The 13,476-nt window shown below is 60.7% G+C and carries 8 protein-coding genes; 5 read left to right on the forward strand and 3 right to left on the reverse strand.

Annotated elements, in window-relative coordinates; all coding sequences use genetic code 11:
• Positions 1-359: 359 nt before the first annotated feature.
• Entirely contained in the window at positions 360-1,661 is a 1,302-nt protein-coding gene (locus tag AC1DCM_RS15210) for a TetR/AcrR family transcriptional regulator (RefSeq protein WP_477518849.1), read from the reverse strand.
• Between the two features lie 1,111 nt (positions 1,662-2,772).
• Between AC1DCM_RS15210 and AC1DCM_RS15215 the strand changes: the two genes are divergently transcribed.
• The 4 genes from AC1DCM_RS15215 (at position 2,773) to AC1DCM_RS15230 (ending at position 7,447) form a co-directional block, all read left to right on the forward strand.
• On the forward strand, positions 2,773-3,804 hold the full coding sequence (locus AC1DCM_RS15215) for an ABC transporter substrate-binding protein (RefSeq protein ID WP_477518850.1): 1,032 nt from the start codon (positions 2,773-2,775) through the stop codon (positions 3,802-3,804).
• Between the two features lie 38 nt (positions 3,805-3,842).
• Positions 3,843-4,655 (forward strand): ABC transporter ATP-binding protein, encoded by an 813-nt coding sequence (locus AC1DCM_RS15220; RefSeq protein ID WP_477518851.1) that lies wholly within the window; start codon positions 3,843-3,845, stop codon positions 4,653-4,655.
• Positions 4,652-5,479, forward strand: a complete 828-nt coding sequence (locus AC1DCM_RS15225) for an ABC transporter permease (protein WP_477518852.1) — start codon at positions 4,652-4,654, stop codon at positions 5,477-5,479. Before AC1DCM_RS15220 ends, AC1DCM_RS15225 begins: the two co-directional genes overlap by 4 nt.
• Before the next feature lie 111 nt (positions 5,480-5,590).
• Positions 5,591-7,447: an alkyl/aryl-sulfatase gene (locus AC1DCM_RS15230; protein ID WP_477518853.1), complete on the forward strand. Its 1,857-nt coding sequence runs from the start codon at positions 5,591-5,593 to the stop codon at positions 7,445-7,447.
• Positions 7,448-7,652: 205 nt separating this feature from the next.
• Here the strand turns inward: AC1DCM_RS15230 and AC1DCM_RS15235 are convergent, their stop codons facing one another.
• On the reverse strand, positions 7,653-8,621 hold the full coding sequence (locus AC1DCM_RS15235; protein ID WP_477518854.1) for an IS481 family transposase: 969 nt from the start codon (positions 8,619-8,621) through the stop codon (positions 7,653-7,655).
• 156 nt (positions 8,622-8,777) lie between these two features.
• On the opposite strand from AC1DCM_RS15235, the gene AC1DCM_RS15240 reads away from it, so the two are divergent.
• A complete protein-coding gene (locus AC1DCM_RS15240) occupies positions 8,778-9,578 on the forward strand; it encodes a GNAT family N-acetyltransferase (RefSeq protein ID WP_477518855.1) in 801 nt (266 codons plus the stop codon).
• 86 nt (positions 9,579-9,664) lie between these two features.
• Here AC1DCM_RS15240 and AC1DCM_RS15245 read toward each other — a convergent pair whose 3' ends face one another.
• Entirely contained in the window at positions 9,665-13,186 is a 3,522-nt protein-coding gene (locus tag AC1DCM_RS15245; RefSeq protein ID WP_477518856.1) for a discoidin domain-containing protein, read from the reverse strand.
• Positions 13,187-13,476 lie beyond the last annotated feature (290 nt).

The raw sequence follows: 13,476 nt of genomic DNA on the forward strand, positions 1-13,476 counted from the left end.
GGGTTTGGATCCCTCGGCTCAGCGCTCGAACCCTCGCCTTCCGAGTCATGACCGCCAAACTCAGACTGGCCCAGTGGCTAGGTAGGTGACATAGGCGCGATGTCTATGGGTGAGGTACTCGACGTTGAACCCGCGACGACTGAGCCGCGGGACAGAAATTGCTGGTACTAGAAATTGCTGGTATTACTTGGCCAGAAGCGTGTATATCCAGCCGGTTTCCCCCAGCCAAATGAATCCAGCCCCTTGCGGGCGGTGCATTAATAACGCGCGGATACGTTGCCTGATAGTGCTTGTTCAGGCAAGACGGTGGACTGCTGGCTGCCGGTCCTATGCCGCCGCAGTGTCGCGCGAAGGGAACTTCAGCCTTCCCCGCCGATCAGTCGCTCGAGGCCCAGTAGCGCGGACTTGACAGCATCAGTCCCGTGGCGAACGGTATACCAGGATGTCCCGAGAGTAAGCACGTCCAGGAGTACCGGCAAAGGCTCCTGCGCCGGCGCTTTCTCTCCAGAACCCGAGGTGGGCTCACGGCCTCCGGTCACCGAGTGGTAGTGCTGCTCAAGTGCGTCTGCCCACTCGTCCCGCATCTCAACCAATGCGGGATAAAGTTCAGCATCGATCTGAACGCGCAACCCCATCCAGTGGTTGTCGACGAGGTCCTCCACGGTCGCGCCTATCGATTGGAAGTGCTCCTTTACACGCCCGCGCTGGCTGCCCACGCCGCGTACATCGGCCAAGGCTGAAAATGCAGATCGGTCCACCATGCGCTGGATCCCGAGGGCGCCGGCCGCTCGATAGAGGCCTGCTTTCGAGCCGAAGTAATGGAAAATTGCGCCGCTGGTCACGCCGGCCAATGTCGCGATCTCTTTCAGGGACGTCTTCCCGTAGCCGCTCGATGCGAACCGCTGCAGTGCGATCGATGCTAGGCGCTCCCTAAGTGCTGCGTCATCATCGAGTGCTTCGGATGACCTCCGCCTCTCCTCGCGCGTTTCCATGCTCCCCCGCGGCTCGTCCTCGTGGTCAGCCTCGAAGAGGGTCCCGGCAAGGAGGTCCTTGAACGCTTGGACGACAATCGGGAGTCGCTCTACGCCCTGCCTGCGCATCCCAAACAACCAGATGCCGAGGACCAGTAGTTCGATCGCGCCGACGAGCTGGCGCTCACCGTCGTTTTCTGGGCTGTGTTCTTGGAGGCCGGCGACCGCCCAATACAGACGCTGAATGTCTTCACCGATGGTCTCGCGGACTGCGAGCACCTCGGGGATATCCGCTTCAAGATCCCCGGCGAGGATGAGCCGGTGAAGTCCGATGTCGTCGCCTCCGCGATGAGCGAGGACGCTCACGAGCGTGGTCAGGCGCGCCTCCAAGGATCCCTGGTGGGCGACAACGGCAAGGATGGGTGCGATCACCCTCTCTTTGAGTCTCATCCGCGCGGTCTCAACGACAGATTGAAACAACCCACTCTTGGAGCCAAAGTAATAGTAGATGAGCGCAGAGGCGACACCAGCGTCGCCCGCCAGAGCACTCACTGCAGTGTCCCCGAATCCTCCAGTGGAAAAGCGTAAGAGTGAGGTTTCGAGGATATGGCGACGAGTTTCTTCCCAAACCGCGCCCTGTGGGCGGCCAGGTCGTCGTTTACGCGATGCCGTACGAGGGCGTGTCGTCACACCACACCCGCCTGATCCCCGCCAGGCCTGAGAGGAACACAGGAAGTCCGGCAGCGAAGGGAAAGGTGAGGGCGTTTGTCAGCAGTGCGATCCATCTTCTTCTCCAAGATACGAAGCGTTCTGGACGCGGCGGCCTAGTCCGCACGTCGCTGGCCCAATCCAAGCAAAAACCATCGTATCCCATGGCGTCGGACCAAGGGCTCCGGCCAAGTCTTCGTTAGTCGCCCAGGAGATCACCATCGATCCTGAACTCCGCGTAAGTACTGGCGCTTTATTTTGCTCGAGGGGCAACAGGCAGACCGCTGGCCAGGAGGCCGCATGACCATGTTTACCCGTTGTTTGATGCCTACCGGCAAGGGCGGGAGCAAGACGATCTCAGGTGCCATTCCGGTCATTGTTCCCAAGAGAGGAAATTCTCCTTGAGTTCCTGATCCTCACATCAAGCGAAGATACCGTCACGGCGCTTCGGAACCAAGTTGCCCTTCACCCCCCCCGGGTTCCATGGGCTTCACCATGCAGCGAGTTTGACTTCAATCGCTCATAACAGTGCCAACACTGATCGGCCTGACGAGAGCTTCGTTAGCTGCGCAAGTAAGACGCGCGGACCTCACTGTGCATTTGAGCACGTCTCGCTCACCTCCGCAGACTTAAGTCTGACATATTGCGCGTTCAATTAGTGCTGCTTTCCGCCGAGGCCCGACCTGGCTCACACGCCCGGTTGAACATCCCCGGTCCGCGATCGCAGTGCAGGGCGACAGCCAACCCGCTCGCGGGAATCTGGAAGAGTTCTTCTGCTCCACGATGTAATGCTTGTTGTACGGAGGGCGTGAAAAGGATGCGATACTCCGGCCGAAGCCATCGTTGAACATCCACCACGCGGCCAACCTCCACTGCCGCAGGAGTGCTAAGAGACAGCGGCTCCTTCTCGAAAATTGCTACGAGGCAACAAGAAGCCTTGACAAGAGACCTGGGTCACTTTACCGTTTTATATTGAACGCCCAATTGCTCGTCAAAGTGCCAAAGTCGCCTGACTGAGCTTCCGCCCCAATTCCATCTTCGCGGCGATCTATTCGATAGGGGCGACTCAAATTCAGACCAGAGGAGAGGGTTAATGAAGACCCGAAAAGTAATGAATCTACTGACGCTCACGGTCACACTTGCGGCCACGGCGCTCTCGGCTGCCGCATGCGCCCCGAGCAACGATAAGGCGTCGGCAGATGGCCCCACCGCTTTCTCGTTCCAGACATTCCCGCAGACCATGCAGACTATCCCCGTGAAAGTCGCGCAGGACCAAGGATTCTTCGAGAACAACGGCTTGAAGGTCACCGTTAGCGACGGGACTGCTGCCCCGGCAATGCTCGCAGCCCTTGCCTCCGGGAAGATTGACGCAGTCGGAATTCCGATGTTCCTGGGCACACAGTCCGTGGTCTCTGGCGTCAAGGCCAAGGCGGTCGTCGGACTCACCGCAGGAGGCGGCAGCACGGTGCTTGTCAGCAATCGCGTACCGCAATCGAGTGCGCCGTATCCCGAATCGGCCAAAGTACTCAAAGGGAGGACTGCGGCAATTGCGGCCCCTGGCGGTTTCACGGATCGCCTCTTCAAGCGGTATGTCGATGGTGCGGGCGCCCCGATGCAGTACGAGACGCTCCCGGGTGTGCCACCCCAGCGTGCCGCGATGCAGGCCGGGAAGATTGACGTCATGCAGTCCGATCTCGCAGGATCATACGGTCCAGAGAAGCAGGGACTCGGTCACATCCTGTGGGATTTCCAGACAACCGGTCCACAAGAGTTGATTGGCGCGACCACCAGCGAAGCATGGATGTCCGACAAGTTCCTGGAAGAGAAACCCGAAAAGGCCAAGGCCTTCGCCCGGTCGATCGCGCAGGCGGTCGCGTGGATTAAGAATCCGGCGAATAAGGCCGAGGCCGGCAAATACTTCAGCGAAATCGCCGGAGTACAGGTAGCAGAAGGGGACCTCGCTCCCATGATCAAGGCGCTCAGCCCAGTGGTGAGCCCACGAGATGTAGAGGTTTACAACGGCCTCTTCCCCGAAGGAACGCAGCCGCTGACAGCCTCCGCGGTACTTGCGTCGGTGGTGCCGCAGGACGATGCTGCCGTCGAAAAGTTGGTGGCGGAGAAATGAGTCTTGAAGTGGGATCCGCTCAAGCAGAGAATCGGAACATGGACACTCAGACGGTCGAGCCCAGAGCGTCGACGGCGGCCATCAGCGTGGCCAATCTCTTCCACGCCTTCCCTAACGCTCACGGTGCCGCGATGCGGGTGGTCAACGACGTATCGTTCGATATCGCGCCAGGCCAGTTCGTCAGCATTGTGGGTCCGAGCGGGTGTGGAAAGACGACTGTGCTGAACGTCATTTCGGGCTTGGAACAACAGCAATCCGGCACCATCTCGGTGCTGGGCAAGCCACCCGCGGCCGGTCGCCCCGAGATCGCCATGGCATTCGCTCGAGATGCACTGCTCCCATGGCGGGACGCGACCGACAACGTCGCCCTATCGCTGGAACTCCGAGGCGTCAAAAAAGCCGCGCGGCGGGCCCGCGCAGCCGAAATGCTCAAGATAGTCGGGCTCGGGGACTACCTCCATGCCTACCGAGGCCAGTTGTCGCAGGGCATGCGTCAACGCGTAGCCCTGGCCCGGGCACTGGTGACCCGTCCCAAGCTGCTGCTTCTGGACGAACCTTTCGCCGCACTGGACTCACAGACCCGTGTGCTCGTCCAGGAAGAGCTGCTTCGCATGCTGGACGCTCAGGAGGAACCTGTCACGACGGTCATGGTGACTCATGATCTCGCTGAGGCAATTGCCCTTTCAGACGTGATCCTTCTCATGTCGCGCCGACCGGGCACTATCCGTGAAACATATCGGATCGATATTCCGCGCCCGCGCGACGCGGTGGCCCTTCGGGCCAATAGCCATTTCAACGAGCTGCATGAGACTATCTGGCAGACTCTCGCAGAGGAGGTGCGGGAGGCATGAGTATCAGTACTGCTACGCCGACCGAGCAAGTTTCGGCAAAGTCCCCCAATAATTCACGCCCGCTTTGGAAGTCGCCCCTTGCACTCCGCATTCTGATCATCGCCTTGATCCTGGCCGCGTGGGAGTTGAGTGCGGCCAACGGATGGGTCGATCCGCTCTTTGCCAGCCGGCCGACGGACGTCGCCCAGGCACTCCAGCGCATCCTGCCAACGTCACAGGTGTGGACTGATGCCGGCTACACGCTCACTGAAGTTGGGATCGGCTACTCGATCGGCGTCACCTTAGGAGTGCTTATTGGAGTTGCCCTCGGCAGCTCGAAGCTCCTGCGTGAGGCTTGCCAGCCGGTACTCAACGCTCTCAACTCCGTGCCGCGCATCGCACTTGTGCCGCTCTTTGTTGCCTGGCTCGGGCTCGGGATGGGCCCCCGGATTGCTATGGCCGTTACCGTCGTCGTCTTCGTGATGGTGACCACGGTGCTGACGGCAATGTCCCAACCGGACCGCGACTCCATGCTGCTGGCACGGAGCCTTGGAGCTTCAAGGCGGACAAGGCTGGTCAAGTTTGAGCTGCCGCGCGCCGTCCCAGTGATTATCTCCGGGCTTGAGCTGGCACTCATTTATTCCTTCCTCGGCGTCATCGCCGCCGAGATAGTATCCGGCAGCAATGGTCTCGGCTCGCGAATGACCTATTACGCAAACCTGTTCCAGGCAGACAATTTCTTTGCGGTACTGGTGGTCCTAACAGCGTTCACCACGCTGCTGACTGCCGCCATCCGACGCATCGAGAAGCGCCTTCTTCACTGGCATAAGTTCGAAGACCGCTGATATCCGAACAACAAGAACACTTTAGGCAAGTACATCTAGCTCCTGACGTTCGTCTCGAGCTAGATGTACTTGCGCATTGCAATACCGCCCGAACAGATAGGAATGAAGCCAGTGGCTAATCAAATCTCCGACGACATCCGAGCAGGGAGCCTAGACGTACGATGGCCGACCGAAGATGACGCGACCGCGGATGCGGACAGGGGATTCATCGGAACCATCGATCCGCCAATAATTAAGGCGGCCGACGGTCGTGTTGTTTGGAGAGTGGACGATTATGCATTTCTAGAGGGAAAGCCACCAGCGAGTGTCAACCCAAATCTTTGGCGTGTTTCCAAATTGAACACGCGGCATGGGCTGTATCAAGTCGCAGACGGCATATTTCAGGTGCGCGGATTCGATGCAGCGAATATGACGGTTGTGGTTGGAGCCACTGGATTCATCATCATCGACCCACTGATGAGTGTGGAAACAGCTGCAGCTGCACTTGCCCTCACGCGCTCCCACCTCGGGGACCGGCCTGTGACGGCAGTCATCATTTCACACAGCCACGCCGATCATTTCGGTGGTATTAGAGGCGTTGTTAAGGCCGATGAGGTCGAGAGCGGCCAAATCCCCTTAGTGGCTCCCGCAGGCTTCTGGGAGCATGCAGTCGGCGAAAGCCTATATGCAGGCCCAGCCATGTTCCGCCGCGCCGGACATCAGGCTGGTTTTTCTCTGCCGCGCGGTCCGCAGGGGGGTGTGGGCACAGGATTGGGGGCAGGAGCGTCCACAGGGACCATGACGCTCATAGAGCCAACCGTCTTTATTGACGACGTGCGCGAGATGACTCTGGACGGTGTGCCGTTTGAGTTTCATTACACTCCAGACACGGAAGCGCCAGCAGAGATGATCTGCTATCTTCCCCGGCACCGGGCGCTGTGCATGGCCGAGATCGTCAGTCAGTCGATGCACAATATCTATACCCTGCGTGGTACAGAAGTTCGTGACGCTCTGGGCTGGAGTCGGGCCATTGACGACGCCCTAGCCAGCTTCGGGGATCGCTCGGACGTCATGTTCCTCACTCACCAATGGCCGGTGTGGGGAACGGCTAAAGTCGTCCAACACCTTGAGCTGCAGCGTGATCTCTACCGCTATATCCATGATGAAACTCTGAGGCTTGCCAATCACGGCTATGGCATGCTCGATGCAGCAGAGATGATCGAACTGCCGGATTCGCTGGGAGAGTTCTCCCCCAATCGGGGCACTTACGGCGCACTGAATCAGAACGTCAAAGGCGTCTGGCAACGATACTTGGGCTGGTTTGACGGCAATCCGGCAAACTTGCACTCACTACCGCCAGCAGCGATGGGCCAGAAGTATGTCAACGCTATAGGTGGTGCTGCCGTAGTTCTGGAACAGGCGGAGACTGCCCTGGAGGCCGGAGACCTGCGATGGGCCGCAGAGCTGCTGAAACAACTACTAGCTGCCGCCCCTTCGCACTCCGCAGGACGCGCATTACAGGCCAGGGTCTTCGAGAGGTTGGCATACCTGTCGGAAAGTGGCGTCTGGAGGAATTTCTATCTCAGTGGTGYGCGTGAACTGGGAGATCCATTAGCCCGGCAGCGTCCCGTCGCGGGGCACGCCAGGGACGAGCTACTTGCAGCTATTAGTACAAAGATGTCTCTGGACTACATGGCGATTCGCCTCAATGGGCCAAAAGCGCAGGACTTCGCCCTTACTATTGCGTTGTCCCTCACTGATTCCGAGGAAAGCTTCAGAGTGTCTGTCGGGCGCGGCGTGTTGACTTATCGGCAAGTAACAGGTCCCAACGACTGTGATCTGAGCTTGCGCATGGCCAAACTCGACTTCGCCAGACTCGCTTCCGGCGCTACTACCCTGGTGGATCTTCAGGCGCAGGCATCGCTCGAACATCAAGGGGACCTAGCTCGTCTGGAAATCCTTATGTCCCTGATGGATGATTTCAACTGAACGCATTCACGAAGTAGAAGTGTAATAGTAGCCGCCGCGCTGCTGGCTGACGCAGCTCTGGTGGAGTCCGCCGCCAGAGCTGCTCGGTTCCGACGGTCGTAGCTTGAGGCTTGCTCCTCAGCGCGGCGATTGGCTTGACACTGCCCTAACGCACGACTCTGGACGGATATGTAGCGGGAGCCTCTACCTCCCCCCTACATATCGTCTAGGTGTATTGCCCACGGAGGTTGGTGACGCGGCTGGCTGGTGGCTGACCTTTGAGTGAGGTGTGGCCTCGATGATGATTGTAGTGATGGAGCCAGTCCGCGAAGGCGGCAACACGCTCGGTCTCTGATCGGTACGGGCGGGAGTAGGCCCATTCATCGAGCAGGGTGCGGTTGTAGCGCTCGACTTTGCCGTTGGTTTGGGGACGGTAGGGCCGGGTGCGTTTGTGCTTGATCTCCGGGCCCAGGGCGTCCTTGAACGCGTAAGAGCGGTAGCAGGAGCCGTTATCGGTCAGGACGCGTTTGACCGTGATTCCGCAGGATTCGAAGTAGGCGTTGGCGCGTTCCCAGAACCCKGCAGCGGTTTCCTTCTTCTCATCGGCCAGGATCTCCGTGTAGGCCAKCCGGGAGTGGTCATCGACGGCGTTGTGCAGGAACGCGTAGCCCGGTCGCCGGTTCGCCGCGGCACCTGTCTTATTTCGGTTTCCGAGGCTCCTGCCGACGCTGCGGTGGCCGCCGCCGTCAGGGATCCGCCCGAGTTTCTTGATATCGACGTGGACCAGGTCCCCGGGATGGGCATGCTCGTAACGGCGGATCACCYTGCCGGTGGCACGGTCCAGCCACGACAACCTCGCCAGCCCGAACCGGGACAGGACCCGGTGCACGGTGGASGGGTGGATGCCCAGCAGAAAGCCGATCCTGGCTGGTCCCCAGCGGCGGTTGACCCGGATCGCGATGATCCGCCGCTCYCGCCGCGCCGGTGTCCGCTGAGGGGAGTTGACCGGCCGGCTGGAACGATCCTGCATGCCTGCCTCACCGTGCTCACGGTAGCGGGCTGCCCACCGCGCCGCTGTCGTGACCGATACCTGGAAACGTTCAGCGGCCCGCCGCAGCGGCAACTTTCCATCGACAATGCACTGAGCCAGCCGGAGCCGGCCCTTCGGCGTCAAGATCGCGTTAGCATGGGACATTGAAGACCTCCTTGTGAAGCGGACTCTTAGACAAGCCCCACTCCACTCGGAGGTCTTCTTTTTGTCACCTAACCACGCCGAGTGTCCCTAACGTCCATGGTCAATACAGCTAGCCATCGAATCGGGCGACTCGCCACGTTGCAGTAGGCTCGCGGAATGACTCAACTCGAGACGAAGGCCCGGCTCCTCGCAGCCTATGATCAGCAGCTTCGTACCGATGCGGAGACTCCGAGTGCATTGGAGGTCACTAAGCACGGACCCCTCCGTCTGGCGACGTTCCTTGGCGGACGCGGGTTCATCACGTACCGGGACCTGGGCGATTCGGATGAGCAAAGCGTCAGGCGGCTCGTCGAAGAGGCGATCGCGTACTTCCAAGCCAAACCCGAAATCCTCAAAGTCGAATGGAAAACCCGCGGACACGACTTTGCTCCAGGTTTGCACGAGGCTCTGTTGCACAATGGCTTCACTCAAGACGATCCGGAATCGATCATGATCGGCGAAGCCCGGGCGTTGAGCGTCGATGTGCCTCTTCCCGACGGCGTGACGCTGCGGCAAGTGACGGACGAAGCCGATGTCCGGGCAATGAGCGCGATGCAGGACGAAGTGTTCGGCGAACCGGTGTCGGATGAGATGGCCGACGCCCTATTGCGCCGGCTCTCTCTGGACGACAGCATGGAGCTGTGGGTGGCAGAGGCGGACGGTCACATCGTCAGCGCCGGACGTCTGGAGCCCGTCCCCGGCACCGATTTCGCGGGGATCTGGGGTGGCGCGACGCGCGAAGAATGGCGCGGCCGAGGAATCTACCGGGCGCTAACAGCACGCCGTGCCCAGTCCGCGCTCGCCAAGGGTAAGACGCTCATCCACAGCGACTCCACCGAATTTTCGCGCCCAATTCTGGAGCGCTCCGGACTGCTCAAGGTCTCGACGACCACCCCGTACCGCTGGGCGCGTGGCTGACGAATCAGTCTGTGGCCAACACGTTTAAGCACCCCGTGCCTCCTCCGGACGGATCTGGAGGAGGCACGGGTAGTGACAAATCGTGCCTACTTCCGCTCGGCGAAGTAGGTCACGCACTCGCCCTGATCACCGAACACCGGCGATGGACTCGTCTTCCATCCATTGCTCTTGCACGCGTCCTTACCGGTGGAGAACGTCAGCCGGTACTCCTTCGTGGTCCCATTCGGCGCTGTCACGGTGACGACCGCCGTCGGGTTCTCAGCGGTGGGCTGCTGGACCGTAACCTTCGCGTTGGTGTCCAGCGGGTAGCCGACGACGGCGGGAGTCGCCGACGTCGACAACACCCGATAGTCGCTGGTTCCGGCAGCAAAACCCACGACCGAGGCGTGGTTCACGAGGAGCCTGCCGAGATCGGCGAGCCCGGCATCCGCCAAGCGGGAACCGGCGATGGCCACCTCAGCGACCTTCGTGTACGAACCCGTGGTCACGAACGAAACCCTGATCCCACGTGTGGTCACGGGGTCGAAGCGTACGGTGACCGGTGCCGTCGTCGAGAGTCCCGTGATGGTTCCGGCGGACGTGTCCTTCCAGATGCCGGYGGCGTCCTGGTACTGGATCTTGAGGCTCTGTGCAGCTTTTTCCGCAGACGTCACGGCCACGGAGGAATCGGTGTAGTCCCGGCTGAAGGCGTAGCTCAGGCTGTCACCGGCCCGGCCACCGCTTACCCAGTTGGACCAGCGGGTGGAGGCGTTGGCGTCGCACGTGTTCTTGGCGATGTAGGAGCCCTCGGTGTAGCTGGCGGTTGCGCTTGTTGTGGGGTCGTCCTTGCAGATGTTGCTGCTCGGAACACGGTCCACCACCACGACGGTGAGGGTCGCGGACAGGGAGCCGGCCTTACCCGGAACGGTCACTGAACCTGTGGATTGCAGCGCTGAAGCATCAAAGGAAGACCAGTCCCACGCCACGGGCAGTGGATTGCGGGCAGGACCGTCAGCGATCTGGCCGGGGACCGTGCTCGGCGCTGCCGCTTGGACCGAGGCCAAAGTGGAGCCGACACCAACAGTCACAGACGCCGGATCCGTTGCCACGTACTGCCCTACAGTCACAGTCAAGAGAGCATCACTGAATGTCTGGCCGTACGGATCGACACCTGAACCGTGGAGTGCAACCTTCCCTTCCTTCTGCCACGCTGCTGGATCTACAGGGGACCACGTGACTGCAAGCGGTTTGCCCGGGCCGGCTTTGTAGAGCGGAGTCACCGTGCTGGGGAGGACAGGTGCGACGCCGGTGAGCGTGCTGAGCTCCAAAGGCTGAGTGCCCAGAAGTTTCAGGTCCGCGATGTCCGTGAAGGCCCAGGACTGGTGCGGGCTACCTGTTGCTGTAGCTGTGGTTCCTGTTGAGGACGCCAACGCCACAGACGTTCCGGCCGCAGTCTGGTTACCCGACACCTGCAGGGCAATTGCAGCGCCGGCGTTCACCAGCGACCACTGCTTGCCGTTTTCGGTCGTCACTATCCACTGTGCAGCAGGAGTCGCCTTGGCTTGGTCCAAGGTCAGGGAAGCAAGCGAAGCAGCACCGGATTGACTGGCGTTCAGCACACCACCATTGCCTGTGAGCACCTGGCCGTCCTTGTTCGTCAGGACCCAACGGCGATCATTCGCGAACTCATCGTCAGCATTCACTGCGTTGAACGTCCAGATCTGCGGAGCCACGCCCGCAGCGTCCGTACCCAGTTCTTCGATCGAGGAAGAACTGTCCGCACGAGCCGTCAGGTACTTGCCGCTTGCCTCACCGGTGAGGTGATAGCTGTGGCCGTCCTGCACAGGCGCGGCGTCGTCTGAAACTCCGCTGACGCCGTCGACGACGAACGTCACTACTGAGGCGGCAGGAACCTCAAGCGTGGCGGACTTTGACGTGGTGTTGACGGCGACAGGCGCACCTTTCACCAGCGCGTTCTTCTCGATGTCATCCAGCGGGGACTTGGTGGTGACCACCGGCGTGACCGTAGAGCCTGGCGCGATGCTGCTAAAACGGCTCAAATCGATGGTGACCTTTTCCGGCGTCGGGGTGTCATTGAAGTGGACCAGGGTGGCGCCGTTGCCGTCCGCGCGGAGGGCGCTGGCGGTCTTGGCGTTGTCGTTCTGGATGAGGAAGTCGCCCGGGCGGATGTAGTGGGTGAAGTTGCGGGTGGTGTTGTACTTCTGGTTGGTCAGGACCTTGCACTTGGCTTGGTCCTGAGTGGCTCCGTCATTGAGCCGGCGGTTGGAGAAGCCTTCGCGGCCCTCGTAGTTGCAGTCGAAGTCGACGTAGATGGAACCCCAACCCTTGTCCGCCTTTTCCTGTTTGTAGGTGTCCTCCACAGGCTGCCAGAAGACCCACGCGTCCGGTTCGAGTTCGCGGAGGTCGTTCACCATGCGCCCTGCAATGCCCAGGCCGTTGGTGATGTTGGAACGGTCCCAGCCGCTGGTGGAGTCGCCGAGCGCCGGGTTGCCCGTCCAGAATCCGCCCACTTCGCTCATCCACAGCGGCTTGTCCGTGGAGTTGGCGAGGTCGCGGACCCTGCGGCGGTCGTTGGTGCCGTAAGTGTGGACATTAAGCTGCCCGACCGCGTCCTTGGCCTCCTGGCTGTAGCCGTTCCAGTTGGTCATGAACTTGGTGGGATCCGTCTCGTCCATCGCGGAGATGACGGCATCAGTGCTGCCCTTCCCCAGCTCCGCGGCCAGGAGTTTGGTGACGCGATCCTGCGCGGCAGGGTAGATCAGGGCACCCTCCTGCTTTTGCGTGTACGTCGTCGGCGGCTTCCCCGTGACGGCGTTGATGTCCGTGCCCCAGTAGCCCGAGTTCGGCTCGTTGAACGGATCGATAGTGTCCACCTTGATGCCACTGCCCTTTTCGAGAAGCTCGACGGCGTGCCTCATGTAGGCGGCGAACTTACCCTCGGCTTCGGGTAGCAGATTTTCGCCTTTGCTGGTGTTGACCTGGCCGGATACGTACCCGCTCTTGGTCATGAACCAGGGTGGGGAGTTGCTGAAGGCCTCCCAGTGGGTGATTTGCTGGTCGGAGGCGAGGCGCTCCACCCACCACCGTTGGTTCTGATCGGCGTCGGGGTTGTACGACGCGGGGTCGTCCGGGTTCCATTGATTCAGGAACGCGAGCTTGTTGGCCTGTGTTTTGTCGACTGTCCCGTCGGGGTTGTAAAGGTTCGACGGCGCCTGGCCGGCTTGCGCGTCGGTGACCGGCTTCCACCATCCCTCCACAGCGCTGCCGTCGTTGAGATAGTTGGCTACGTCCGAGGCGTTGCCGCCGCCCACGTTGTAACGGGCGATGTTGAGGTTGAGGCCGTCCTCGCCGAAGACCTTCTGGTACAGCTCTTCACGCAGCTCGGGGGAGTAGCCCGCCGTCGCATTCGCAAACCACACCAGACTTGTTCCCCAACCTTCAAAGGCCTTGCCCCGGCTGGCGGGGTTTGGGGTGATGGTTACGGCTGTTGCATCGTCCGCTGTTGCTGTCGTGGCTGTTGCGGGCATGAGTGCAAGGCTCGCGGCCGCAGTGACAGCTGCCGCCAGCACGGCTACTGGCCTTCGGATTCTTCGCGCGGTAAACGCCATGGGTGGACCTCATCGTCGGTTGTCTTGGGTGCTTGGCCCGGCTTTTGGAAGGCTGGGCAATGCGACACTATGAGGCCCTTGAAGTGGCAACAAGGCACTCGAACAGGTTCGAACGGGGTTGGTCAGAAGTGGTCACCTCCATTCAAGCAACGCGGGGTCACATATGGCCCATGTTTCGCCTCGGAAGGGGCCATAAGTGACCCCGGGTTGCTTCTGGTTTGCTCACCATTCCCACGGGTTGTATAGATGTATACAAGTACACACCCACATCCGAGTCGAGCCGAGGCAGC

This window comes from Paenarthrobacter sp. 10N417 (assembly GCF_056394745.1).